Consider the following 23,604-nt stretch of genomic DNA (forward strand, 5'->3'; position numbering starts at 1 on the left):
AGGAATTCGCCCGGCATGCGGTGCAGTCCGGGGTATATGGGAGCGGTAGCTATCATGTGACCATGTCATCAACTGCGTCCCGACGCCGCCGCACCCCAGGCAGCCACCCGGCGGCGAAGGGGACCGAGACACATCTGGGAATGGTGCGCAGAGCACGCAGGGTCAACCGCACCCTGGCTGAGGCCTACCCAGACGCGCACTGCGAGCTGGACTTCCGCGATGCCTATGAACTGGCAGTCGCCACGATTCTCTCGGCACAGTGCACCGATGCTCGGGTCAATACCGTTACGCCCGAAATGTTTCGGCGGTGGCCAGACGCGCCGACATTGGCTGGCGCGGACGTGGTGGAACTGGAGGAGGTTATCCGGCCGACCGGGTTCTATCGTGCGAAGGCCGCTAACCTCCTCGGGTTTGCTCAGGGGGTCACTGACCGGTTCGGTGGCGAGGTGCCGGGCAACCAGGCGGACCTGGTGTCGCTGCCTGGGGTTGGACGGAAAACGGCCAATGTGGTTCTCGGTAATGCCTTCGATGTGCCGGGGCTGACCGTCGACACGCATTTCGGTCGGCTGGTGCGTCGGCTGGGATTCACCGAAGAGACTGATGCGGTGAAGGTCGAGAAGTTCATGATGGATGTGATCGAAAAACCGGAGTGGACCTGGTTCTCGCACCGGATCATTTTTCATGGGCGTCGGGTGTGTCATTCGCGCCGGGCAGCGTGTGGTGCGTGTTTCTTGGCTGCAGATTGCCCGTCCTATGGCGAAGCAGGGCCAACCGACCCGGAAGCTGCGATGAAGCTGATCAACTCAGCTGACCGCGAACATTTGTTGGAAATGGCGGGGCTTAACGACGTCCCCACCGAGGAGGAACAGTGACCCACGACCGGAATGAGACCGATGTGTCGGCACGTCGCGCTGACAAGGCCGGCTGGATCTGGCTGTCTTTGGCGGCGGTCGCGGTTGTGGTGATCCTTGGGCTCATGTTCGCGATGGCGTTCTCCGGTGGAGAGTCAGCCGTGGCATACGACGACGACGTAGAGGACATGCCAGTAGAGAACGTCCTCGACCGGCCGGAATGTCCGGTGCCAGGGGAGGGCTCGGGCGAGTCCCTCGCTGAGGGCGCGCCGCTGGCAGGCGTGATGTTGCCATGCTTGGGCGCGGACCAGCAGGGCGAGATTGACCTCGGGGCAGCCCTGGCCGGACAGCCGGCCGTGGTGAACTTCTGGGCCTGGAACTGCGCACCGTGCCGCGAGGAAATGCCGATGCTGCAGCAGTGGAGCGAGGCGAACCCAGACATCCAGTTGGTCGGCGTTCAGCAGTCCACCTCGCCCGGTCGTGGAGCGGCTTTCCTCGATGACGTCGGAGTGCCGCTGCGCTCGTACCAGGACACCGATGATGTAGTCGGGCCCGTCCTCGGACTGCCCAAGGTCGTACCGATTACCGTGATCTTCGACGCAGAGGGCAACGCCCGGTCTATTCTTCCGACGTACTTCACCAGCATCGAGGAGATCGACCAGGCGGTCGCGGAGGCACTGGCATGACGGACCAGATGATGAGGTCATTGGGCCTAACGGAGCTCCCTGAGCTCTGGACCCCGGAGAAGGGCATCACCACGGTTCCGCCATGGCTGGGACCAGTTCTCGCTGAGCATGAAGATCCGGGGCTGGCAGCGCTGCGCAGAGCCGCATCCACGAAGTCAATGGCGGCGGTAGACAAGCCCCGTGAATCGGCAGTTCTGGTTCTGGTTGAAGGTGACCCCACCGCGACTGAGCGCCCAGAAGACGCCCGCATCGTCCTTACGCACCGGTCCCCGAACCTGCGCAGCCACGCCGGTCAAATGGCCTTTCCTGGTGGAAAGGTCGACGCCACCGACCGCGACGCCGTGCACACCGCCTTGCGAGAGGCCTGGGAAGAGACCGGACTGAACCCGGTGTCGGCGACCCCGCTGCGAGTCATCGATTCGATCGGTATCGACCGCACTGGCTTCGAAGTCCATCCGGTCTTGGCGTACTGGCATGACCCGCATGAACTGCGCGTCGTCGATGAGAACGAGACTGATGCGGTGCTCACCGTGCCGGTCAGTGAACTGATCTCTCCAGAGTCCCGCTTCACCGTAGGATTCGGGGACTGGAGCGGACCAGCCTTCCGCGTCGGCGATTTTGTCGTGTGGGGTTTCACCGCCGGAGTACTCTCCCATCTGCTGGATGCTGCAGGTTGGTCGGTGCCCTGGGAACAGGAGCCGGTCCACGACCTGTTCGACACGCTCGCCAAATCAGCGAACAACGAGAGCTTCAATTTCGGCGGGTCCGGCACACTGAGGTAAACCAGGGAGAGCCCACCTCCCGCTCATCCGCACCAGCCACACGAGGAGACTCACCAACATGACAGGCTCGATGATCCTCGACATCATTCTTATCCTGGTGGTTCTGATCGCCATGGGTATGGGTTGGCGACAGGGTGGCATTGTCTCGGTGCTGTCCATTTTGGGTCTGGTCGCCGGCGGTGTCGTCGGTTTCGCGATCGCTCCATGGACCATGGATTTCGTCGATAGCGAAGCAGGGAAGGTCTACGCCGGACTGGCCACGGTGCTGTTCCTGCTGATCGTGGGGCGTGTCGTCGGTGGCATTGCCGGTCAGTCCGTGCGCAACGCCATCCGAGCTTCCTCCATCCTGGAGAAAACTGACTCCGCTGTTGGCTCGGTTCTGCAGGCAATCATCACGCTGTTGGTCGCGTGGGTCCTGCTGCTTCCGATCGCGAGCATGGTCGACGGCGAAGTGTCCTCCTCGATCCGAAACTCACGCGTGCTGGCCTTCGTCGACTCGGTGGCGCCCTCGAAGCTCACCGAGATCCCTGCGAAGCTCATGCGCGAACTCGATGCCAATGGCATGCGTCCGCCGGTCACCGCCTTCGAGACTCCTACTGAGCGTGACCCGGCCCCAGCCGATCCGAACTTGGTCAACCCGGAGATGGTCGACAATGCCCGTCAGTCCATCGTCCGAGTGATGGGCGAGGCGCCTCAGTGCAATCGCATGATGCAGGGCTCTGGATTCGTCGTGGGACCTGATCTGGTGATGACCAACGCGCACGTCGTCGCTGGAGTCGAGACGGTCCGACTAGAGGGAATAAACGGAACCTTCGACTCGCAGGTGGTCTACTTCGACCCGGAGGAAGACGTAGCAATCCTGCGTACGTGGGATCTGCCGCTGCCGGAGTTGCAGTGGGCTCCGGAGCCGCTGAATGTCGGGGACAACGCCGTCGTCATTGGCTTCCCCGAGTCCGGCCCGTACACCCCGACTCCCGCGCGTGTCGACGACCGCCTCAACATTCGCGGCCCGGACATCTACTCCGCCGGACGCATTACCCGTGAGGCCTACGTGCTGCGTTCCGACGTCCGCCAGGGCAACTCCGGAGGACCCCTCATGACCAATGACGGCCAGGTGGCAGGACTGGTCTTCGGCGCCGGTGTCGGCGTGGAGGAGACCGGTTATGCGCTCACTGCGCAAGAGGCGCTGGAGCACCTCGACCTCGCCCGAGACATGGACGCGACGGTCAGCACCGGTAACTGCGTGCTCTAGAGATCGAGCATGGCCCCGGCGGCCTCGATGAAGGCGCTGGGCATCTCTAGATGGGGGAAATGCCCCGCACCCCCGAGAATGTGGGGAGGGAGGATGCGCTTGTCGAGGAAAGCGTCGTTAAGCATTGTTTCCTGCTCTGCCTGCACCAAGGAGGGCTGGGAGAGGCGATCCTCGGCTCCGTTAATGAGGAGCACCGGCGGGATCCCACCGATAGAGCGAGAGACGTTGACTGCCTCCCGGAGGGACACCCGCCACCGAGACCGGCCCGGCGCCCACGGGCGCGCGAGCCACTGAGTGTGCTGCGACGCCGGGTGGAGAGCTCCTGCGGCCAGGGACGTCACGTGGAAGTCATGGGTGACCTGGAAATCAGCACTGGCACGGTAATCGGGGCCGGCGAATTCCAGCATGGTGTCTGCCCAGGCTTCCGGGGATCCGGCGCCCGGGCCCCAGGTGCGGCTGAGTTGTAGCGCGAGAACCGTCAGCCGGCGTTGCAGCGGACTGTTAATCATCTGGCGATTCAGCCAGATCAACGGGTTCGGCGTCCCGACGGAGACGGCTCCGCGCACCAGACGCGGCTCCTGAGCGGCCATTGTCCACGCAACGAACCCTCCGAGGTCATGCCCAATGACGAAGGCGCGCTCATGGCCGAGTGCCCGGATCACGCCGCTCATATCCTCAGCGGCAATATCCGTGCGGTAGCCAGTGGGAGTGCGATCCGAGGTGCACCAACCGCGCAAAGAGACCGCTACGACCCGGTAGCCCGAGTCCGCCAGCGGTTCCATGACGTGGCGCCAATCGAACCAACCTCCAGACGCGCCGTGGATGAGGAGGACCAAGGGGTCCGCATCTCGACCACACTGCGCGTAATGGAAGCGCTGTCCGCGCGAATGCACCGTCTGATGCTTCCACGGACCGTCAATGAGCAGGTCCTCCACCCGAGGTGGAGAGACCTGCTCAGAATTAGACTGCGACACCGTTGGCTAGGTGTAGAGGCCCTGACCGGAGTCAGTGGGCTTACCGGTGGACGGCACCACCGTCTTGAGCTCCTGCACAGATTCGATGGTCTTCTCAGGGGCCTTGATCTTCGTGACCTTCTTGTAGCCGACGAACGCTGCGGCGCCGGCGACCAGAAGCATCGCGACGAACACGATCAGGAACGCAGCCCACCACGGCAGCCACACTGCCAGCAGAGCAGCGACAAAGAAGAAGAAGAAGAACGACGAGTACAGCGCCACGACGCCCGCAACCGCGAACAGTCCGCCGCCGATGGCACCCTTCTTCGCCTCGCCGGCGATCTCGGCCTTAGCCAGCTCGATCTCGCTACGGACGAGGGACGAGAGCTGCTGCGTCGCATCCTGGACGAGGGTTCCGATGCTCGCGGTGCCGCGGACATGGGTGTCAACCTCGGTCAACGGGATACCGTCCACGCGGGGAGCGGGCTCGGTTCCGTCGGTGTAGAGGCCTTTGTTGCCTTCGCTACTCACGTGCGTCCTCCTGCAGTGTCGGGCGAAAATTTATGTAACTCTCAGCGACAATACCCGGTCGGGCGATGTGCGAGAACGTTAATGCGGCGAAACTACCCTAAATCTCTGAAAAAATATCGTTGACCGGGGGTTGCTGGATTCGCGGGGGCCATATTTCCACACTCCCGTCTGTGGCGCCGGAGATTAGGTCCCTGAAGCGATGTCGTATTTAACGTCGCGTACCGGCGCTGTAGGTTCTCGCCGGGCGTTTTTCCGGGCACCTATTCTGGGCGCAGCTTTCGCAGAGCCTTCAGCAGCGAGCCCACGCCCACGAGCGCGGAGGCTGTGCCCACCGCAGAGGCGCCGAAGATCCACATCGCCCTCTGGCGATCGCGGTACAGCGGCTCCGGATTGCGGAAGTCGCGGATGGGCCATCCGCGCTCCTCGGCGATCCGGCGCAGGTACTTGTCCGGGTTCACCGCCACTGGGTGCCCAACGACCTCGAGCATCGGTACATCGGTCCCAGAGTCCGAGTACGCCCACGAGCGCGCCAGATCGTAGTTCCGCTCCTTCGACAGCCGCGACAGCTCAATGCCCTTGTTCGCACCACGGCAGAAGAATGGGACCTCGCCGGTGTAGCGGCCGTCGACCACCTCCAGCCGGGTCGCCACAACTTCGTCGACCTCGAGCGTTTCCGCGATCGGCTCGACGACCTCAGTGGCAGAGGCGGACACGATGATCACGTCATGCCCCAACCGCTGGTGGTGGTGGATCAGGTCGATCGCCTCGGAGTAGACGTACGGGGAGATGACCGAATGTAGGGATTCTTCCGCGATCTGGCGGACTGTGGAGGCTTTCCACCCGGTGACCATCGAGGCGAGTTGGTCGCGCGCCGCGGCCATTTGCTCGTGGTCGTGTCCGCCGGAGATGTACAACATCTGCCCCAGCGCCATCTGAAGAACTCCGGACCTGCTGAGTAGCCCGGACTTCACAAATTGCCGTCCGAAGGCGTACGCGGAGCTTTTGGCGATGATCGTCTTGTCCAAGTCGAAGAAAGCCGCAATTCGGCGCCCTCCAGTGACGGGTGCGGACGGAGCGAATTGGCTCAGGGCACCGCCATCTCCCGGTGCGTCGGACGGCTGATCATTCACCTTCGCCAGCATAGTCGGCTTTGTATCTGGGGTCGAAGATGAAACCGCAGGTCGCCAGATCCCCGGATGAGGCTTCCGGAGGGGATATACATACTGGTGACAGCGATTTTCCCGTTCCTATTTGAATGTTTCGCGAGTTGTGGAATACTTGGCCTCGGCAGGCCCCCATTAAGTGCGTGGCCGCCCCCGGCACACCCCCCCGAGGCCGGGTAGACGCCCCGCGCAATCCCCCCCCCGCGCGGGGCGTCACTATGTCTGGGGTCGGTTCCGCTTTTCCACTGGACGGGAATTGTCCACAGATCCCCGCCGATCCCGCGCTGGCCCTGAGCCGCCGCATTGGATGCCGGTGGAATATCCGGGTCATGGGAATCCACGGAACCTCAGGAGCCGGCATCATCGTCGCGGTGGCTGGGCAAGACCTGACACAGGAAGCGGTGGCGGTGGTCGCCGCCAGCGGGCACGAGCCCGTGCAGGTCACCACTCCTGACGCGGGCAGTCAGGTGTGGCGTCGAGCAACAGCAGTGCTTCTCGACGTCCCCACCGCCCACCTCCTCCTCCGCGACTCCGGAGCAGCAGCGGCGCGCAGGGAAGGACTCTTTGTCATCCACGAGGATGGCGAGGAGCCAGATTTGCGCACGGCCCTTGAGATCGGTGCCGAAGGCGCATTCGCTTTGCCCTCTGAAGGTGCTGACTTGGTGGAATGGATTGGCCGGCCCGGAAGGCCCGGCAGTCCAGGTACTGGCGGAGGTGGCACGGTTATCGCCTGCATCGGAGCGGTCGGTGGCGCCGGGACCAGCGTCGTGGCTGCCGCCTGCGCAGCCGCGATGGCCCAGCGGCAACCGGGCGGCGGGGCAATGCTGATCGACGCTGATGAACTCTCTGGAGGAGCCGACCTGCTTCTCGGCATCGAACATGTCCAGGGACTGCGATGGCCGGATATTCGTACCGGGGCCCGCGGCGGCTCGATCGATGCCGAGGCTTTGCGCACCGCCTTGCCGTATGTGTCCGGAGGGCCAGCGGATTCACTCCGTGTCATCACCGGGCCCAGGTCACGGGCGACGCAAGAATGGGTCGTTGAACCGACTGCTGTCCGCTCAGTCACCGACGCGGTGGTCGGCTCCGGTGGATCGGTCGTCATCGACTTGCCTCGATCCGGCACGAGCGGTGACCTACTTCCACCGCGGACAGACCTCGTGGCACTGGTCGTCCCGACGACGGTTCGCGGCATCGCTGCAGCATCTGACCAGGCACACCGGCTGCGTACCGGTGGGGTGGAGCCAGTGGTGGTGTTGACGGGGACGTCGGGAAGCGGTGTCACTGCAGACGATGCGGAATACGCCACGGGCACCGAGGTGATTGCTTCTGTTCCTTTTATCCGGAGGTTGGAGCGGGAAATCGAGTCGACGGGGCTCGGCGGGCGGAACCTGAGGCGATTGGTGGATGCGGTGTCGCCGATTCTCGATGGTGTCGCAGGGCTGGCATCGGACGGTGGCTGGCGATGACGGACATCGATACGGATCCGCGGGATCTGCTGGACCGGGTCCGCGGACGATTGGCGGACGCGGAGGCTGGCGTATCCGCCGCAGAGATCGCTCACGCGGTCCGCGAAGAAGTCGGTGTCATCGGCGATCGCGAACTGCTGCGCATGATGCGGTTGTTGCGTGAGGAACTCACTGGCGCTGGCCCGCTCGATCCGCTGCTGCGACTTCCCGGCGTGACAGATGTGCTGGTGACAGCGCCGGATGCAGTGTGGATTGATCGGGGTACCGGACTAGAGAAAACCACCGTCACCTTTGCCGATAACACCGATGTCCGTCGTCTGGCGGTGCGGCTGGCTTCTGTCTGTGGTCGTAGGCTCGATGACGCTCAGCCGTATGTCGATGCCTTCGTGCCTGATCCGGCGGGAGTTGGTGCTGGTGGTGGGGGAGCGCGGTCGGGCACGTCGCTGCGAGTGCATGCGATGTTGTCTCCACCGGCGACTCACCACGTGCAGATCAGTATCCGAGTGCTGCGCCCGGCGCGATGGGGCCTCGACGATCTCATTGATGCAGGTTTCATCCCGCCTGCCGCGGCGGTTCTGCTGCGGCAGATTATTGCGTCTCGGTTGTCGTTCCTGGTTGCTGGCGGTACCGGTTCCGGTAAGACAACACTGCTGTCGGCGCTGCTCGGTGAGGTCGATCCGGGGGAGCGGATCGTGTGTATAGAGGACACCCCGGAATTGGCGCCAGCGCATCCGCATGTGGTGACCCTGTCGACCCGCACTGCCAATGTTGAGGGTGCCGGGGAGATCACTCAGCGGGATCTGGTGCGTCAGACTCTGCGAATGCGGCCGGACCGCGTGGTGGTGGGGGAGATCCGTGGCGCGGAGGTCGTCGATTTGCTGGCGGCGCTCAACACCGGACATGACGGCGGTGCGGGCACGGTGCACGCGAACTGCGTCGAGGATGTCCCGGCGCGGATGGAGGCACTCGGCTCGCTCGGTGGGCTCGATCGCGAGGAACTTCGAGCCCAGTTGGGCCCTGCTGTCCAGGTGGTGCTTGGGGTGGAGCGGGTGCACAGCAACGCAGGGCCAACCCGCTGCCTCGCATCGATTGGTGTACTGGATAAATCCACCGCTGCGATCGTGCCTGCCTGGTCGAACTCGGACACGGACACCACCAGCGGTCGACAAATGCTGGATCAGATGTTGGTACGACGGATGGGGCCCACCTCATGAGTGCACTTGCCCTTGCCGCAGGCTGCTCCGCGCTGACCGTGCTTCTGTGGACAGGGCCCGAGCCTTCTGCACGTCTGCCTCGCTCGAGCCCTGATCGCTCCGGAATTCGGTCCGCTTTTGGGGCCATCTGGTGGCTCGCACCAGCATTGGCCTGCATGTTTGTCCTCGGTGCGCATGCGGCGTTGGCGGCAGTACTTGTGGTCCGCACGGGACTGTCCACACTGCGGCGCCGTCGAAATCGGCTGGCAGAGGCAGCCGGTGGCGCTGGAATCGCGAGGCTCGCGGAGGCGCTCTGTGGTGAGCTCTCCAGTGGAGCAGCTCCCATCGACGCACTGGACACCGCCGCCCGTGACACCACCGGCAACTTCCGCACCTCCGCCGTCGCCTGGGCCACCCGAGTCAAGCTCGGTACCGGTCGTACCGACGCGATCATCGACGCACCTCGGTCAGTAACGCGCGCCTTCCAGGGGCTCTCCGCGGCGTGGCGGCTGTCCGAACACTACGGGGTGCCGCTGTCTGATCTGGCCGACGGGCTCCGGGAGGACGCCGTCGGCCGGCATGCGCATCGATCCAGCGTTAGCGCGTCGCTGGCCGGGCCGCGCGCCACGATGATGATCCTCGCGGCGTTGCCATTGCTCGGCATTGGAATGGGCCAAGCGCTTGGAGCTGCTCCAGTGAACTTCCTGTTTAGCGGAGGTCTTGGCGGCTGGGTGCTGTTGGTCGGCACGGGCCTGGCCTGCGCTGGGGTGCTGTGGTCACAGCAGATTCTCGCGAAAGCGGAGGGCATTTCATGACTCTCGCGCTGCTCCTTCTCGCCGCTCTTTTGTGGTTCCCCGCGCCCGTTGACGCCGAGCGCGCAGGAATGACACGACCTGCTTCCCGACGCCTCCCTCAACCTCCCTCCTACCTCCACCAGACCACTACCCGAATCCTCCGAACCATCTCCTCCGCAGGCCCCGTCCGAGCATCTCTCGACACCGCATGGGTATTGGATCTGCTCTCTGGGTGTTTGCGCGCCGGACTGCCACCGGCAACGGCACTGGCAGCGGTGGCGGACGTCGTCGACGGCGAGCCAGCAGTACCTCTCTTGGCCAGCGCTGCCCGCTTGGAACTGTGGGCACCGGATCCTTGGCGGCCCATGGCGGACTCACCTCAGTTTGCTGAGGCTGCTGCGTTGGCTCGGAGGTCGGGGACGTCGGGAGCGCCGATGGCTCGTGGTTTCGCAGACCTCGCCGAGAGATCCCGGGCAGCAGTAGCCGATGACGCCGAGGCCACCGCCCAACGAGCAGGAGTGTTGATCTCCGCTCCATTGGGACTGTGTTTCCTCCCCGCGTTTGTGTTCTTGGGGCTGGTGCCGGTGATCGTCGGGTTGGCCGGGCCGATGTTCGGAGGCATGTCATGACCGCTCTGGACTGGTGGGCGCGCGGTCCTCCTGCCCCCCCCCCCGATGCGGCTGATCCCCCGAGATGCACAGACAGCCGCCGAGGAGGACCGCGCGTCCCACCCACCGAAAAACACACGAAGAAGGAGCACCACCATGTCCGACACCACCCAGACTCTTAACCAGGTCGACCACTCCGACCACTCTGACCAGTCCAATCTCACCGCCTCGGCGGGGACTCGCTACCGGCACGGCACCGGTGCGCTGTCTGCACGACTTGGCCGGGTACTTCGCGACGACTCCGGAATGAGCACCGTCGAATACGCCATCGGTACCGTCGCCGCGGCAGCATTCGGGGCGCTGCTATACACCGTCGTGACCGGCGGTGACATCACCAGCGCGCTGACCGGAATCGTCCAACGGGCACTCAACACCCAATGACGCCACGGACACTGCGCGCACTCCTGCGGGATGACTCGGGGCAGGCGACCGTCGAGACAGCCTTTGGGCTCGCGGCGTTGGTCTCTGTCCTGATTCTTTCTGCGGGGATCGTCGGTGTGGTGACCGTGCACCTCACGGCCACCGACATTGCCGGTCAGGTCGCTCGCGCTGAAGCCCGGGGAGATTCCGCTGCGGCACAAGAATTTTCCGGGGTTCTTTCCAGCCGGGCGGGGATAGAGGTGGTCACCGTGGATGACAAGATCCTCGCGGAGGTCACCATCGCGCTTCCGCTGCTCACCGTCCGGGCCGACGCCGTCGCGCTGGTCGAACCGAGCGCTGGGGCGGAGGAGATCGGCATGGCAGGCAGGTGAGAATTACAGGAATCGGCAGGGTCCTGAGGTCCGAGCAGGGCTCCACGACCGTCACCTCGGCGATGCTCGTGGCGGCACTGTGCGCCATGACAATCACCGTCTCGACGGCTGGGGCAGCTCTGGTCGACCGCAAACGCGCTCAGTCTGCTGCCGACTCCGCTGCTCTTGCCGGTGCCATTGTGCTGCAGGACACAGGCGGCGGCAGCGGAGCATGTGAAATCGCCCGGGACCTAGCCGCGGACAACGGAGCCGAATTACAGCAGTGCACCAGAGACCAGGAAGACATCACCGTCACCGTCATAGTGCGGGGAAAGGAGGGAACCAGTCGCGCCGGGCCGATCGACTGATTCGATGAGTCAGTGCGCTCGCGGAGCAGACCGCACCGGGGTGATTGGCAACTGGTGCTCGGCGGCCCAGTCAGCGAGCTCTGCCACGGACTTGTCCGAGAAGAACTTCTCTAGCGGCGCTCTGCTGCTGGTCACGTCGATGTCGCCCTCACCACTGCCGGCGGCAGCGGCAAGACCTGCGGCGAAGTGCGGCTCGAGTGCGGCAACGGCGACCCAGCCGTCGGCGGCCTGATAGAGGCCATATCCGGGAACAGCTCCACCGAGGAATCCCCCCGGCGCAGTCAGTCCATGCACCAGCGGGCCGGCCGATTCCTCCGCACCCTGGCGAAGACCGATTGTCGTACGACCGCCTTCACCGGTGCTCACTCGACGCAGCAAAAGCGCGAGCGCCGCACTGACTGCCTGCTCGGATCCGGTGATATCGCCGGCGAGGATCTTCGGGTTGTGCGGCGGCTCCAGAATTCCGGCTGCAGCCTGGTATGTCAGGTCATGGCCGGGGACATCTGGGTTCTCGGTGTCGCCGACGATTTCGATGTGGCAGAGGCGGGGATGGTTGAGGTGGGCGTCGTAAAGCCCGAGCTTTTTGAGCGTCGCCCGACGGTGCGACGTAATAAAAACATCCGCTGTATCCAGCAGTTCATTGATGCGATCCAGACCCTCGGCGCTCTTCAGATCGACGGTCTCCACCGCCGTTCCTTCAGCCAGTTCGGAGTACCACTGCGGCGCAATGAGGTTCAGGGAGTCACCGTTGGGCGGCTCAACCTTGATGACCTCGGCGCCCATCTCGCGAAGACGTGCAGCAGCGCATGGACCGGGCACATTGATAGCCAGATTGACCACGGTGACACCGGAAAGTGTTTGTGAAATCGTCATGTTTTACACGATATTGCGTATCGCCACCGCATGCGGCGAAGCTGGAGAACATGACTGAACACGAGAAAAGGGATGACGAGTACCTGATGAAGATCGCGAAGAATCGAGTGTCGATTTTTCAGCCAAAGGCACTGGTGATCCTCGTGATGGGACTAGTCATCGGTGTGGTGATCGGCCTGCGCAGCGACGCGCTGCTGAACACGATTGGGTTCTGGGTGTTCGCAATCGTGCTGGCGGTGGTGCTTAACGTGATTCTGGTGAAAAGAGGCCGTCGAGAGCTTCTGTCAGACCTGAAAGAATCTTCACCGCACCAGGCTTAGACAGCGGTTCATTGCCGTTTCCGCACTTGGGGGACTGGATGCAGGAGGGGCAGCCGGAGTCGCAGGAGCAGGATGTGACCGCGTCGCGGGTTGCTCGGATCCACTGAGGCAAGGCCTCGTAGCCGCGGTCGGCGAAACCGGCGCCGCCCTCGTGACCGTCATAGACAAAGACGGTGGGCAGCCCAGTATTGAGGTGCATCGCGGTAGAGACGCCGCCGATGTCCCACCGGTCGCAGGTCGCCACCAGCGGGAGCATGCCGATCGCTGCGTGCTCGGCTGCGTGGAGGGCGCCGGGGACCTCATCGGCTTCCACGCCCCATTCGCGAAGCACCGCGTCAGTGACGGTGTACGCGACGGATCTGGTGACCAGCCGCTCAGGCGGATAATCCAACGGAATGATGTCCAAGATCTCGCCGGAGGACATCCGTCGCATATAAGAGGAGACGCGGTGCTCCACTTCGACCTCGACCAACGCTGCGTAGACGCCCCGGCGCACCTTGTGCGAGGACACCGTGGACAACACCCGAATATCCGTGTCGACCCTGGCGGAGGTTGACCAGTCCGGACGCTCCGGGTGAACCACCGCGAGAGAATTCTCCAAATCCAACTGGTCCACGACGTAGGACTCGCCGCGGTGCAGGTACACCGCTCCGTCATGGACCTGGGTGCGAGCGCGAGAGCCATCGATGGTGCCAAGCAGGCGACCATCTGAGCCGTCGACAATCGCGACGTCACCATCTCCACTGCCTCGCAGATGCACTCGGGAGTGCGCCTCGGAGATCTGCGGTCCGTCCTCCAGATCTGGGCGATCAGTGGGGAACCAGCGGCCGTCTTTCCGGCGGAGCCAACCCTCGGTCAACATGGCTGATGCAACGGGGTGGGCGTGCCAGGCGTCGATCTCGGCGTCGAGAAGCGGCTTTTCTACTGCCGCGCAGTACAAATGACCGCGCAGAACGTATGGATTGGTGGGGTCGAAGACGGACTTCTCCACCGGGCGGCCCAGCAAGGCGTCTGGGTGGTGCACGAGATAGGTGTCCATCGGGTCGTCGCGGGCGACGAGCATGACCAGCGAGCCCTGCCCACGGCGCCCGGCGCGCCCAGCCTGCTGCCAAAAACTGGCGACCGTGCCAGGGAAGCCTGCCTCGACCACCGCATCTAGCCCGCCGATATCGATGCCCAGCTCCAACGCGTTCGTCGCAGCGACGCCGAGCAGTTCACCCTCGTCCAGGCGCCGCTCAATCTCCCGACGATCCTCCGCGAGGTATCCGGCACGGTAACTCTCCACCCGTCCGGCCAGGTCAGGGCGCCCATCGAGCTCGAGGCGCTCTCGCACATTCATGGCGATGGTCTCTGAACCGCGGCGGGATCTGGCGAAAGTTAGCGTGCGGGCTCCTTCTGCAAGGAGCCTGGCCATAATGTCCGCGCTTTCCGACGTCGCCGGCCTCCGCACCGGCGCACCATTTTCTCCGACCAGCTCCGGAAGCATGCCCGGCTCCCATAGGGCGATAGTGCGCTCGCCAACCGGAGCGCCGTCCTCAGTGATGGCCTGGACAGGTTCGCCAATGAGAGTGGAGGCGTGACCTGCAGGATCAGCCGTTGTCGCGGAAGCGAGGATGACGGTCGGGTTCGCGCCGTACCGGCGGGCGATGCGCAATAGTCGGCGGATGACCAGCGAGATATGGGCGCCGAAGACTCCGCGGTACGCGTGGCACTCGTCGATGACGAGATAACGCAGGTTCCGCAGCAGCCGAGTCCACCACTGGTGTCGCGGAAGGATGCCCGCGTGGACCATGTCTGGGTTCGTAAAGACCCAACGAACACCATCTCTGATGGCTCGTCGAAGTTCAGCGGGGGTATCTCCATCGTAGGAAGCTACCCCCGCGGCCGGGGCAGATTTTAGGGCAAGGGATCGGGCTGTGGAGAGCTGATCTGCACCCAATGCTTTTGTCGGAGATAGGTACATCGCGGTGGCATTTGGCTCCTGCGCCAAGGCCGTGAGAACCGGCAATGTGTAGCCCAAAGATTTGCCGGAAGCGGTCCCGGTGGCAACGACCACATGACTACCCGAATGGGCGAGGTTTGCCGTCTCTGCTTGGTGTGACCAGAGGTTCTCCACTCCCCGGTCAGCCAATGTTTCCCGCAATGGTTCCGGTACCCAGTTGGGCCACGACACCGGTGTTCCCGGGCGGGCCGGAAGGTCGGCCACGTGGGTCAGTTTGGGATGGTCCTCAGGTCGCAGAATTGGATTTAGGAGTTCGCGTCCGAAACTCGTCATCGGCCGCTTTCCCCCTCCCCGTGTTCGGTGCGAATCTCTGCAGGTATCTCACTTGAAATCGAGTCCGTCCGGAGGCGCGTTGGCCGCCATCTCGGAGCCTATCGAGGTGCCATAAAAAACTACATCTCACACTTCTGGCGAGCGCGTGCCAAACTGTACTGGTGGCTCGCCGTCCGGCTCGCCGCATCAGCTTAGTTTTTTCTGTTTTTTTAGGAGCAAGGTTTCATGGCACAGGGCACCGTTAAGTGGTTTAACGCCGAAAAGGGTTTCGGCTTCATCGCCCCGGCCGACGGCGGTAATGACGTCTTCGTCCACTACAGCGAGATTCAGGGTAATGGTTTCAAGACCCTCGAAGAGAACCAGGCAGTCGATTTCGAGATCGGCGAGGGCCAGAAGGGCCTGCAGGCTCTGAACGTTCAGCCGCTGTAGTTCTCACCCCTGTCGGCGCCGGTTGCCCGGTGCCTCAGGCAGGACCCCGGGGGAATCTGATTCCCCCACACAACATGCCCGCTCTGAGCGGATGTGTACGGTAAACCTTTACAACCTGGTTTCATTATCTTCTCAGGGAGATTGAAGACGGGCGCGAAGGTCTCCGGCTTAGCTGGAGAAAAGGCCCGGGTATTGCGCTTGCGCAACCCGGGTTTATCCGTAACCGGCCACGACCGCGAAAGTTGCAGGGCAGAACACAGGTGGCAAACAACAGCGACATCAAGCGGCTCGTCATCGTCGAGTCCGCGACCAAGGCACGGAAGATTGCTCCGTACCTGGGGGACAACTACATCGTCGAGGCCTCTGTCGGCCACATTCGTGATCTGCCACGTGGCGCCGCTGACGTGCCGGCGAAGTATAAGAAGGAGCCGTGGGCTCGACTCGGCGTCGATGTCGATCATGGCTTCCAGCCGCTGTACGTGGTCAGCTCAGACAAGAAGAAGAAGGTCTCGGAGCTCAAGCGCTACCTTGCTGAGGTCGACGAGCTCTATCTGGCAACTGACCCCGACCGTGAGGGTGAAGCGATCGCCTGGCACCTGCTTGAGGTTCTCAAGCCCAAGGTTCCGGTGCGCCGCATGGTGTTCCACGAGATCACCAAGCCCGCCATCCTCGAAGCCGCGGCTAATACCCGTGAGCTCAACGAGAAGCTTGTCGACGCCCAGGAAGCCCGCCGCATCCTCGACCGCCTCTACGGCTACGAGGTCTCTCCGGTGCTGTGGAAGAAGGTCATGCCGCGGCTCTCTGCCGGTCGTGTCCAGTCCGTGGCAACCCGCGTCATCGTTGAGCGCGAGCGCGAGCGCATGGCGTTCGTCTCCGCTGATTACTGGGATTTGACCGCCACATTCGACACCGGTTCGACGGTCACTGACCCGAACCAGCCGCGGACGTTCGAGGCGAAGATCTCCACTGTCAATGGCATTCGTGTCGCACAGGGCCGTGACTTCAATGACCGTGGACAGGCAAAAAAGCCTGACGACGTCATCGTCCTCGACGAGTCCTCCGCGCGCACCTTCGCGGAGATGATGGACGGCGCCCAGATGGACGTTGTATCCGTCGAGGAGAAGCCGTACACCCGTAAGCCGTATCCGCCGTTCATGACGTCGACGCTTCAGCAGGAGGGCGGCCGCAAGCTGCACTTCACCTCTGAGCGCACCATGCGCGTGGCGCAGCGACTGTACGAAAACGGTCACATCACCTACATGCGTACCGATTCGACGACTTTGTCGGCTTCCGGTATCGCTGCTGCCCGCGCTCAGGCAGCGGAGCTCTACGGCTCCGAATACGTAGCTGACGGGCCCCGTCAGTACCAGCGCAAGGTGAAGAACTCCCAGGAGGCTCACGAGGCCATCCGTCCGGCCGGCGAAACCTTCGCCACCCCGGGTTCTCTCGCCAAGACCCTCGATGCAGAGGAGTTCAAGCTCTACGAACTCATCTGGCAGCGCACTGTCGCCTCCCAGATGGCAGACGCCCGCGGAACCTCGATGAAGGTCACCGTCGGCGGCGAGACTGCAGGCAACGACCTAGAGTTCACCGCAACCGGTCGCACCATTACTTTCCCTGGCTTCCTCAAAGCCTACGTGGAGGTGTCGGAGGAGTCCGGTAAGGCTGTGGCTGACAACGCTGAGCGTCGTCTGCCGCGTCTGAAGGAAGGCGACCGCCTCACCGAGCAGGAGACGAAGGCCGAGGGCCACTCCACCAACCCGCCGGCGCGCTACAACGAAGCGTCGCTGGTTCGGAAGATGGAAGAGCTCGGCATCGGCCGTCCGTCGACGTACGCCTCGATCATCAAGACCATTCAGGACCGCGGGTACGTCTACTCGCGTGGCAACGCACTGGTTCCGTCGTGGGTAGCATTCGCTGTCGTCGGGCTGCTGGAGCAGAACTTCGGTGACCTGGTGAACTACGACTTCACTTCGGATCTGGAAGATCAGCTCGATGAAATTGCTACCGGTCAGGAAGACCGCACCGAGTGGCTGAACGCGTTCTACTTTGGTGACACTGAGGAGCACGGCGACGGCGCAGCCGACGCGATCGCGGCTCATGGTGGCCTGAAGAACATCATCGATGTCAACCTCGAGGCCATCGACGCCCGCCGGGTGAACTCCCTGCACGTGCTCGATGACTCCGATGGCAACCCCATCATCGTTCGCGTTGGCCGCTATGGCCCGTACCTGGAGCGAGTCATCCCGGGTGCCGGCGAGAATGGCGCCGATGAGTTGCAGCGCGCCAACCTGCCTGATTCCATGACCCCGGATCAGCTCGATCTGGAGACCGCCGAGAAGCTTCTGGCTATGCCGCAGGGCGGCCGCGAGCTGGGTGTGAACCCGGACAACGGCCGCATGGTCGTGGCCAAGGACGGCCGTTACGGTCCGTACGTGACCGAGCAGGTTACCGATGAAGAGAAGTCCAAGGTCGAGGACAAGGCCGTGGAGATCATTGCCGAGGAACGCGCTGCGGAAGATAAGCAGCGTGCTGAGGAGGGCAAGCGCGCTAAGAACTGGGAGACCAAGACCGCGGAGAAGCAGCGCGAGAAGCGCACCGCAGAGATCATTGAAGAGACTCTGAAGCCCCAGACGGCCTCGCTCTTCGAAGCGATGGAGCCTTCTGAGGTCACTCTCGAGCAAGCTCTCAAGCTGCTGTCTTTGCCGCGTGAGGTCGGCGTTGACCCTTCCGACAACGAGGTCATTACCGCTCAGAACGGCCGTTATGGCCCGTACTTGAAGAAGGGCGACGACTCCCGCTCCCTGGAGAACGAAGACCAGATCTTCACCATTTCCCTGGATGAGGCTCGTCGGATTTACTCGGAGCCCAAGCGCCGAGGCCGCCAGGCCGCACGTCCGCCGCTGAAGCAGCTCGGTGACAATGACGTCTCCGGAAAGCCGATGACCGTCAAGGACGGCCGCTTCGGGCCCTACGTAACTGACGGTGTCACCAACGCCTCGCTGCGTCGTGGTGACACCCCAGAGACGCTTACCGACGCCCGCGCCTGCGAACTCCTTTCCGAGCGTCGCGCCAAGGACGGCACGTCCGGTGCCGGCGGTGGAGCGACTAAGAAGGCAGCCAAGAAGGCGGCGAAAAAGTCGACCAAGAAGGCCGCGAAGAAGACCACTCGCAAGTCGGCTAAGAAAACGACGAAGAAGGCTGCAAAAAAGTCGTAACCACGTGCAGGCCGCTCACACAGTGAGCGCCAGAACGCCCCGGAACCTGATCATTCGATCTGGCCTCCGGGGCGGTTTTCTCATCCTCGGAAGGCTCGCATATTGGATTAAGTCAGATATCCCCATATATGTCGGAGGGGAGCCGGCCCTCGGTTGCTAGCTGCGCTCTGCCAGCGTCGGTCGGATCGGGCGCGCGAGCTGAGTCATATGGGTACGGCCACGGAGCTCGACGGACTTCAGAGAAGTCCAGCGACGCTGCTCATCTTCGTTGGCCTGCCGGACCGTCGCAGCCGTTGCCAGCACTGCACCCGGGGTGTCCTTAGCCAGGTCAGTCAGACGCGCTGCCTGGTTCACCGCGTCACCGATCACGGTGTACTCGAATCGATCATGAGCGCCGATGTGTCCGGCTACAACGCGGCCGGCGGAGACTCCGATTCCGGCGTCCAGTTCCAGATCGCGCAACGCCGCACGGAGTTCACGGGCGGCAGCCAACGCATGCCCGGCGGTGTCGTCGAGGGGGAGGGGCGCTCCGAACACGGCAAGTGCCGCGTCGCCCTGGAACTTGTTGATGATGCCCTTGTTCCGGTGCACACAGTCCACAACATGCTCGAAGAACTTGTTCAGTTCACGGACGACGATCTCTGGCGGGTTGTCCACTGCGTACCGGGTCGAGCCAATGACATCGACGAACAGAACAGCCACCTGGCGTTCCTCGCCACCGAGCACCGGATTGACTGCAAGGGCGTTGCGGGCGACCTCGTCGCCGACGTACCGGCCGAAGAGTTCACGGACGCGCTGACGCTCGCGAAGTCCACGCAGCATTTCGTTGAAGCCGACCTGGAGGACACCCATCTCGGAGCCGTCGTAGATCGGCACAGCGATGTCGGTGTTTCCGCGGCGCACGCGGTTGATGGCGGAGGTCAGGTCCCGGACCGGATCGACGATGCTCATCGCCATCAGCTGCGTTCCGACGAGCCCAGACACCAACGACAGCGCCGTCAGACCCAAAATCGCAGGAATGACATCGACAGCGTCGCCGGTGAAGTACCCCATCTCCTGCGCGAGCAGCACCAGCAGGATTCCGATCGCCGGAACACCAGAGGTGAGCAGCCATGTCAGCGACAGACGCTGAGAGATCGGGGGCTCCAGGGATGCCTCAGGGGCCTCACGGTTGAGGGCTTCGACCGCGATCGGACGGATCAGTCGCTCGGCGATGAAGTAGGTCATCAACGCGACAGTTAGCCCGATCAAGGTTGCTGTGATCGCGATGACCAGGCCGAAGCGCCTGTCGTGTAGCGCTGCTGTGATGCTGAACAGGAGGACGCCAATTCCCCAGATAAACAGCCCGATTGCAGACTGATAGATGGGGATCCGCACGATCAGCCGACGGACCTTCGCAGGATCTTCCCGGTTGTGGTCTCTCTGCCAGGTCAGCACAGGCTTGAATACCTGGTAAGTCAGCACCATTCCTGAAATCATCGCTAGTACCAGGTAGGTGACCAGCATGATGATCGTCGGGGTGCTGATGTTCTCCGTGCCGGTGAGTTCCTGGGTCGGTAGCAGAAACAGAAGCCCGGCGAGCCCGACGGCTCCGGCAAGGTTCGCCAGGAAGACCCCCGCGGCGTATGCCGGCCATGAGGTGGTCAGCAACCACCTGAGGTATCTACCGATTCTGCGCATGATGAATACTCTAACTGTATTTAGGTTGCTCAACCTCCAGTTGCCCACCGGGTGGCGGCCGCGTTCGCCCGGATGTCTCCCCTGGGGCCCTCAGACGGGGGCGCGGCGCTATCGTGGACGCATGGATGAGGCGAGCGTTTTCCAGCGGATCCCAGAGTCGGGCGGGGTCCGTCAGCAGCTTTACGACGCCGTCCTTGAGGCCCGTTCCCGCACAGCCGGAAGCGAATCCACAGGTTCCGCGCTGACTCATGCATGGGTGTTCAGTGGGCCTCCAGGATCAGGCCGAACAACGTCGGCCGGAGCATTCGCTGCCGCGCTTCTGTGCACGAGTCCCGACAGGCCCGGATGCGGTGAATGCGAAGGCTGCCGAACCGCCATGGCCGGTACCCACGGTGACCTCATGGTCGCGAGAACCGAAGGCACGATCTTCCCCGTCGGTCGCATTAGGGACGAGGTAATTCCTTGGGCTTACCGACGCCCAACCGCAGAACCATGGTGGCGGGTCCTCATCATCGAGGATGCCGACCGGCTGAACCCCGAATCATCCAACGCGATCTTGAAGACCGTGGAGGAGCCGCCGGCGCAGACGATCATCATCTTCTGCGTGCCGACGATCGACGCGAAGGATTTCTCCGTCACCCTTCGCTCGCGGTGCCGTCATATCTACATCCCAACTCCGGAGGTCGATGACGTCGTCAAGATCCTTCGTGCGGAAAAACCCGACCTGACTGATGAACAGGTTCGGTGGGCTGCGACCGTCTCCAACGGTCATGTCGGGCGGGCTCGTGGTCTGGCATCTAGTGAAGTGACCAGAGACTGGCGGAACCAGGCGCTCAATCTAGTGGAGTCTGTATTCGCTCCCGAGCGCGCCTATTTGGAAGCACGAGACTTAGCCGTCGGCGCGAAGGACACGGCTGAGGCACAGTTGAAGCAGAAGGAAGAGGCAGAACTCGCCAAGTTAGAGGAGTCACTGGGCGTCGGAGGGCGAGGAAAGGGCGTCCAGGCCGCAACCCGTGGAGCCTCGGGTCAGGTCAAAACGTTGGAAGAGAATCAGAAGCGTCGGCGCAAGCGCGTCGCGCAGGACCAGCTCGATCTCGCTTTGACGGACATGGCAGGCCTTTACCGGGATGCGATGCTTGCCTCCATGCAGGCGGAGTCCGCACCTATTCACCCGGACAGGTCCCGTACCGCAGCTGAACTGGCCCGTCGAGTCCCGGCCGAGCAACTGCTCAAGTGCGTCGACGCTGTCAACGAGGCACGTGGATTGCTCTACGGAAATGCCCAGCCGGTTGCGGTGGTCAGCGGGCTGGTCGGCTCACTGCAGGTCGCTTGCGGCGTCGGAGCCAGGTAGGTTCCCGGCCCACCGAACCGGTGGTGACCCGCAGTTTTGGACCAGTGAACCTGTGGGGTAACATTTAGCCGGATTCCACGGTCATTCGTGGGAACGCCGCCTTAGCTCAGTCGGTAGAGCGCTTCACTCGTAATGAAAAGGTCGCGAGTTCGATTCTCGCAGGCGGCTCAAGCAAAACCCCAGGTCAATGCGCTGTTGGCCTGGGGTTTCGTCATGCTCATGGCGAGAGGTAATACCTGTCAGGGGAGATTGGAACGCAAAATCAAGCCCCTGGTTAAGTAGAATCTGGCGGATGAAAGCAGCTGATGCGCGGCGCCCGGAGCTTTCGCCAGCGTTGACCGGGGATGAACTCAAGCGCTGGTACTGGCTCAAAGGAGAGCTAGCCGCGTTCGCCCGCCAGATCGGCGTCCGGGCCACGGGGAGTAAGGACGTTCTGACCCGGCGAATTGCCGCGACTCTGGACGGGGAGCCGTTTCAGGAGCCAGAGCCAGCCCGACGATCGACGTCTGCGCAACTTTCGGCACCGCTGACACCAGACACCGTGACCCCTGCCGGTCAGAGGTGTAGCCAGATCGTTCGAGCCTGGTTTTCGGTCAAGGTTGGAGACGGCTTTCATTTCGACGCGCAGATGCGTGATTTCTTCGCGCACACCGATGGGACGCAAACGCTGCAGGACGCGCTTAGCCACTATCGAGATACCCGCGCAGCAGGTCCAAGAGAGATCGGTCCGCAGTTCGAATTCAACCGGTTTACTCGGGCCTGGCGAGAAGAACATAAGGTAAGCACTCACCAGGAACTCCTCGACGCGTGGAATGAGTACCGCAACGCCCCAGTTGATGAAAGAGTTCGCATATAGATGTGCGCGGCAAGGAGGGCTCGGGAGGTGGCGTGCGAGTCGTTCGAATCGACGCTTGTTGATGCGGGTGCACCAGTCGTTCCGGAGTAGCTTCGTGACCCAAATGTAATCTGTTAGGGTCGGTGATCATGCAGAAGATCCTGAAGCGCACCGCTGGTGCGACAGCCGCCATTGCCCTTGCCGTCACTATCGGAACCTCCGTCGCATCTGCGGAGCCGTCGGCAGAGCTGGTGACCTTCGGAGATTCCTTCACCGCCAACCCGGACACCGTGCTGAACGCTCTAAACAACAGCGGCCTTCCGATTCCGGAGCTCGAGGGAACCGTCCCGGTTGAGACCACCGACGGTTGTGCTCAGGCAATGAACAACTGGCCGCGTCAGCTCGGTGAGCAGCAGGGTCTGTCCGTCGCGGACTACTCCTGCACCGCCGGTACCTCCACCGGTGCCGTCCAGAAGCTGCAGACCGCTATTGCAGACGGCAAGGTCGGCCCGGGCACCAAGCACATCGTCGCGATGATCGGTGGCAATGACTTCGGTGGTTTCGGTGCGCTGGACACGATGACTCCGCCGACCAAGGAAAACGTTAACGCGCAGTTCATGGACAACATGGATGCGTTTGTTGCTGAGGCACGCCGTGTCGCTCCGGACGTGCAGATTACCCTCGCCGGCTACCCGGAGGTCCTCGACCAGAACCGCCTGTGCCTGATCCAGCTCGACGGCAACGCGCCGGTCGGCTTCGAGGTCCCGGGCAACCTGGGCGTGCAGTACCAGGACTGGATGGCCGAGCAGATGGGCTGGGCTGCTGACAAGCACGACCTGGTCTTCGTCGACAACTACAACATGACCCGCGGACACAGCACCTGTGCTCCGGCGGAGCAGCGCTACGTCACCGGAATCATCGATAATGAGACCGACTGGAACATGCAGCTGCACCCGACTGCTGAAGGCTCCCGCGTCGTCGCAGAGAACGTTGGCGCAACCTTCTAGGCTCTGCATACAAACTCCTGGTTATCACCTCATCGGTGGTGGCCGGGAGTTTTGTGTTGTAGGGGAGGGGGGCGGATTCCACGGGCCGAGGGACGCCCTGTCAACGTGAAACAAACACCCTGTGGTCGTTGCAGTTTGCAGCTCGGGATGCGACGTTCATAGGGTGATCGGGCAA

General features: G+C 63.0%; 23 protein-coding genes and 1 tRNA gene. 18 read left to right on the forward strand and 6 right to left on the reverse strand.

Annotated features, from left to right (window positions below; genetic code table 11):
* The first annotated feature begins 62 nt into the window (after nucleotides 1-62).
* Genes nth through YWU_RS0102530 form a run of 4 tightly spaced genes read left to right on the forward strand, consistent with a single transcriptional unit; the run spans nucleotide 63 to nucleotide 3,571 of the window.
* The gene (nth, locus tag YWU_RS0102515; protein ID WP_027019228.1) at nucleotides 63-872 is read left to right on the forward strand and encodes an endonuclease III; all 810 of its coding nucleotides are present in this window, start codon (nucleotides 63-65) and stop codon (nucleotides 870-872) included.
* Nucleotides 869-1,537, forward strand: a complete 669-nt coding sequence (locus tag YWU_RS17365; protein ID WP_051259935.1) for a TlpA family protein disulfide reductase — start codon at nucleotides 869-871, stop codon at nucleotides 1,535-1,537. Before nth ends, YWU_RS17365 begins: the two co-directional genes overlap by 4 nt.
* Nucleotides 1,534-2,319 carry an NUDIX hydrolase gene (locus tag YWU_RS14745; RefSeq protein ID WP_240484033.1) on the forward strand — a complete coding sequence of 262 codons (786 nt, stop codon included), beginning with the start codon at nucleotides 1,534-1,536 and terminating at the stop codon, nucleotides 2,317-2,319. The genes YWU_RS17365 and YWU_RS14745 overlap by 4 nt, the downstream gene beginning before the upstream one ends.
* Before the next feature lie 58 nt (nucleotides 2,320-2,377).
* The gene (locus YWU_RS0102530) at nucleotides 2,378-3,571 is read left to right on the forward strand and encodes a MarP family serine protease (RefSeq protein ID WP_027019229.1); all 1,194 of its coding nucleotides are present in this window, start codon (nucleotides 2,378-2,380) and stop codon (nucleotides 3,569-3,571) included.
* Here YWU_RS0102530 and YWU_RS17370 read toward each other — a convergent pair.
* The 3 genes from YWU_RS17370 to YWU_RS14755 all read right to left on the reverse strand — a co-directional run bounded on the left by YWU_RS17370 (nucleotide 3,568) and on the right by YWU_RS14755 (nucleotide 6,185).
* Complete coding sequence (locus tag YWU_RS17370) at nucleotides 3,568-4,545, reverse strand: alpha/beta fold hydrolase (RefSeq protein ID WP_084141598.1); 978 nt, start codon at nucleotides 4,543-4,545, stop codon at nucleotides 3,568-3,570. The genes YWU_RS0102530 and YWU_RS17370 overlap by 4 nt on opposite strands.
* A 6-nt stretch (nucleotides 4,546-4,551) precedes the next feature.
* Nucleotides 4,552-5,055: a phage holin family protein gene (locus YWU_RS0102540; protein WP_027019230.1), complete on the reverse strand. Its 504-nt coding sequence runs from the start codon at nucleotides 5,053-5,055 to the stop codon at nucleotides 4,552-4,554.
* 260 nt (nucleotides 5,056-5,315) lie between these two features.
* A complete protein-coding gene (locus tag YWU_RS14755) occupies nucleotides 5,316-6,185 on the reverse strand; it encodes an HAD family hydrolase (protein WP_169718870.1) in 870 nt (289 codons plus the stop codon).
* Between the two features lie 362 nt (nucleotides 6,186-6,547).
* On the opposite strand from YWU_RS14755, the gene ssd reads away from it, so the two are divergent.
* The 7 genes from ssd to YWU_RS0102580 all read left to right on the forward strand — a co-directional run bounded on the left by ssd (nucleotide 6,548) and on the right by YWU_RS0102580 (nucleotide 11,441).
* Complete coding sequence (gene ssd, locus YWU_RS0102550) at nucleotides 6,548-7,687, forward strand: septum site-determining protein Ssd (protein WP_027019231.1); 1,140 nt, start codon at nucleotides 6,548-6,550, stop codon at nucleotides 7,685-7,687.
* A complete protein-coding gene (locus YWU_RS0102555; RefSeq protein ID WP_027019232.1) occupies nucleotides 7,684-8,901 on the forward strand; it encodes a TadA family conjugal transfer-associated ATPase in 1,218 nt (405 codons plus the stop codon). The genes ssd and YWU_RS0102555 overlap by 4 nt, the downstream gene beginning before the upstream one ends.
* Complete coding sequence (locus YWU_RS17375) at nucleotides 8,898-9,695, forward strand: type II secretion system F family protein (RefSeq protein ID WP_051259938.1); 798 nt, start codon at nucleotides 8,898-8,900, stop codon at nucleotides 9,693-9,695. Before YWU_RS0102555 ends, YWU_RS17375 begins: the two co-directional genes overlap by 4 nt.
* A complete protein-coding gene (locus YWU_RS0102565; protein WP_027019233.1) occupies nucleotides 9,692-10,303 on the forward strand; it encodes a type II secretion system F family protein in 612 nt (203 codons plus the stop codon). The genes YWU_RS17375 and YWU_RS0102565 overlap by 4 nt, the downstream gene beginning before the upstream one ends.
* A gap of 135 nt (nucleotides 10,304-10,438) precedes the next feature.
* Entirely contained in the window at nucleotides 10,439-10,723 is a 285-nt protein-coding gene (locus tag YWU_RS18890; protein WP_051259939.1) for a DUF4244 domain-containing protein, read from the forward strand.
* Nucleotides 10,720-11,094 (forward strand): TadE family type IV pilus minor pilin, encoded by a 375-nt coding sequence (locus tag YWU_RS14770; RefSeq protein ID WP_034646803.1) that lies wholly within the window; start codon nucleotides 10,720-10,722, stop codon nucleotides 11,092-11,094. Before YWU_RS18890 ends, YWU_RS14770 begins: the two co-directional genes overlap by 4 nt.
* Nucleotides 11,091-11,441: an Rv3654c family TadE-like protein gene (locus tag YWU_RS0102580; RefSeq protein ID WP_051259940.1), complete on the forward strand. Its 351-nt coding sequence runs from the start codon at nucleotides 11,091-11,093 to the stop codon at nucleotides 11,439-11,441. Before YWU_RS14770 ends, YWU_RS0102580 begins: the two co-directional genes overlap by 4 nt.
* Nucleotides 11,442-11,450: 9 nt before the next feature.
* On the opposite strand, the gene YWU_RS0102585 is transcribed toward YWU_RS0102580, so the two are convergent.
* Nucleotides 11,451-12,314: a CoA transferase gene (locus YWU_RS0102585; protein WP_027019235.1), complete on the reverse strand. Its 864-nt coding sequence runs from the start codon at nucleotides 12,312-12,314 to the stop codon at nucleotides 11,451-11,453.
* 50 nt (nucleotides 12,315-12,364) lie between these two features.
* Between YWU_RS0102585 and YWU_RS0102590 the strand changes: the two genes are divergently transcribed.
* The gene (locus tag YWU_RS0102590; protein ID WP_027019236.1) at nucleotides 12,365-12,634 is read left to right on the forward strand and encodes a hypothetical protein; all 270 of its coding nucleotides are present in this window, start codon (nucleotides 12,365-12,367) and stop codon (nucleotides 12,632-12,634) included.
* Here YWU_RS0102590 and YWU_RS0102595 read toward each other — a convergent pair.
* Complete coding sequence (locus YWU_RS0102595; RefSeq protein WP_027019237.1) at nucleotides 12,558-14,909, reverse strand: DEAD/DEAH box helicase; 2,352 nt, start codon at nucleotides 14,907-14,909, stop codon at nucleotides 12,558-12,560. The genes YWU_RS0102590 and YWU_RS0102595 overlap by 77 nt on opposite strands.
* 225 nt (nucleotides 14,910-15,134) lie before the next feature.
* On the opposite strand from YWU_RS0102595, the gene YWU_RS0102600 reads away from it, so the two are divergent.
* Both YWU_RS0102600 and topA read left to right on the forward strand, forming a co-directional pair.
* A complete protein-coding gene (locus YWU_RS0102600; protein ID WP_027019238.1) occupies nucleotides 15,135-15,338 on the forward strand; it encodes a cold-shock protein in 204 nt (67 codons plus the stop codon).
* 260 nt (nucleotides 15,339-15,598) lie between these two features.
* Complete coding sequence (gene topA, locus YWU_RS0102605) at nucleotides 15,599-18,556, forward strand: type I DNA topoisomerase (protein WP_027019239.1); 2,958 nt, start codon at nucleotides 15,599-15,601, stop codon at nucleotides 18,554-18,556.
* Between the two features lie 156 nt (nucleotides 18,557-18,712).
* On the opposite strand, the gene YWU_RS0102610 is transcribed toward topA, so the two are convergent.
* Entirely contained in the window at nucleotides 18,713-20,236 is a 1,524-nt protein-coding gene (locus tag YWU_RS0102610; RefSeq protein ID WP_027019240.1) for an adenylate/guanylate cyclase domain-containing protein, read from the reverse strand.
* Nucleotides 20,237-20,357: 121 nt separating this feature from the next.
* Here YWU_RS0102610 and YWU_RS0102615 point away from each other — a divergent pair, with 121 nt between their 5' ends.
* From YWU_RS0102615 to YWU_RS0102630, 4 genes are all read left to right on the forward strand, one after another.
* Nucleotides 20,358-21,587 (forward strand): DNA polymerase III subunit delta', encoded by a 1,230-nt coding sequence (locus YWU_RS0102615; protein WP_027019241.1) that lies wholly within the window; start codon nucleotides 20,358-20,360, stop codon nucleotides 21,585-21,587.
* Between the two features lie 95 nt (nucleotides 21,588-21,682).
* Nucleotides 21,683-21,755: transfer RNA gene (locus YWU_RS0102620), tRNA-Thr, on the forward strand.
* A 124-nt stretch (nucleotides 21,756-21,879) separates the two neighbouring features.
* Nucleotides 21,880-22,443 (forward strand): DUF6434 domain-containing protein, encoded by a 564-nt coding sequence (locus YWU_RS0102625; RefSeq protein ID WP_027019242.1) that lies wholly within the window; start codon nucleotides 21,880-21,882, stop codon nucleotides 22,441-22,443.
* Nucleotides 22,444-22,571: 128 nt separating this feature from the next.
* A complete protein-coding gene (locus YWU_RS0102630; RefSeq protein WP_156892686.1) occupies nucleotides 22,572-23,429 on the forward strand; it encodes a GDSL-type esterase/lipase family protein in 858 nt (285 codons plus the stop codon).
* Nucleotides 23,430-23,604 lie beyond the last annotated feature (175 nt).

It is taken from the genome of Corynebacterium sputi DSM 45148 (assembly GCF_000427865.1).
Classification (GTDB): Bacteria; Actinomycetota; Actinomycetes; order Mycobacteriales; family Mycobacteriaceae; genus Corynebacterium; species Corynebacterium sputi.

Bases quoted from the DNA above. Each gene is read 5' to 3' on its own strand.
- YWU_RS17375 (WP_051259938.1), top strand. From the start codon at position 8,898: ATGAGTGCACTTGCCCTTGCCGCAGGCTGCTCCGCGCTGACCGTGCTT.
- YWU_RS0102615 (WP_027019241.1), top strand. From the start codon at position 20,358: ATGGATGAGGCGAGCGTTTTCCAGCGGATCCCAGAGTCGGGCGGGGTC.
- YWU_RS0102585 (WP_027019235.1), bottom strand. From the start codon at position 12,314: ATGACGATTTCACAAACACTTTCCGGTGTCACCGTGGTCAATCTGGCT.
- YWU_RS0102625 (WP_027019242.1), top strand. From the start codon at position 21,880: ATGAAAGCAGCTGATGCGCGGCGCCCGGAGCTTTCGCCAGCGTTGACC.
- YWU_RS0102530 (WP_027019229.1), top strand. From the start codon at position 2,378: ATGACAGGCTCGATGATCCTCGACATCATTCTTATCCTGGTGGTTCTG.
- nth (WP_027019228.1), top strand. From the start codon at position 63: ATGTCATCAACTGCGTCCCGACGCCGCCGCACCCCAGGCAGCCACCCG.
- YWU_RS0102595 (WP_027019237.1), bottom strand. From the start codon at position 14,909: ATGACGAGTTTCGGACGCGAACTCCTAAATCCAATTCTGCGACCTGAG.
- ssd (WP_027019231.1), top strand. From the start codon at position 6,548: ATGGGAATCCACGGAACCTCAGGAGCCGGCATCATCGTCGCGGTGGCT.
- YWU_RS0102630 (WP_156892686.1), top strand. From the start codon at position 22,572: ATGCAGAAGATCCTGAAGCGCACCGCTGGTGCGACAGCCGCCATTGCC.
- YWU_RS0102600 (WP_027019238.1), top strand. From the start codon at position 15,135: ATGGCACAGGGCACCGTTAAGTGGTTTAACGCCGAAAAGGGTTTCGGC.
- YWU_RS14770 (WP_034646803.1), top strand. From the start codon at position 10,720: ATGACGCCACGGACACTGCGCGCACTCCTGCGGGATGACTCGGGGCAG.
- YWU_RS0102590 (WP_027019236.1), top strand. From the start codon at position 12,365: ATGACTGAACACGAGAAAAGGGATGACGAGTACCTGATGAAGATCGCG.
- YWU_RS18890 (WP_051259939.1), top strand. From the start codon at position 10,439: ATGTCCGACACCACCCAGACTCTTAACCAGGTCGACCACTCCGACCAC.
- YWU_RS0102610 (WP_027019240.1), bottom strand. From the start codon at position 20,236: ATGCGCAGAATCGGTAGATACCTCAGGTGGTTGCTGACCACCTCATGG.
- YWU_RS0102565 (WP_027019233.1), top strand. From the start codon at position 9,692: ATGACTCTCGCGCTGCTCCTTCTCGCCGCTCTTTTGTGGTTCCCCGCG.
- YWU_RS14745 (WP_240484033.1), top strand. From the start codon at position 1,534: ATGACGGACCAGATGATGAGGTCATTGGGCCTAACGGAGCTCCCTGAG.
- YWU_RS0102555 (WP_027019232.1), top strand. From the start codon at position 7,684: ATGACGGACATCGATACGGATCCGCGGGATCTGCTGGACCGGGTCCGC.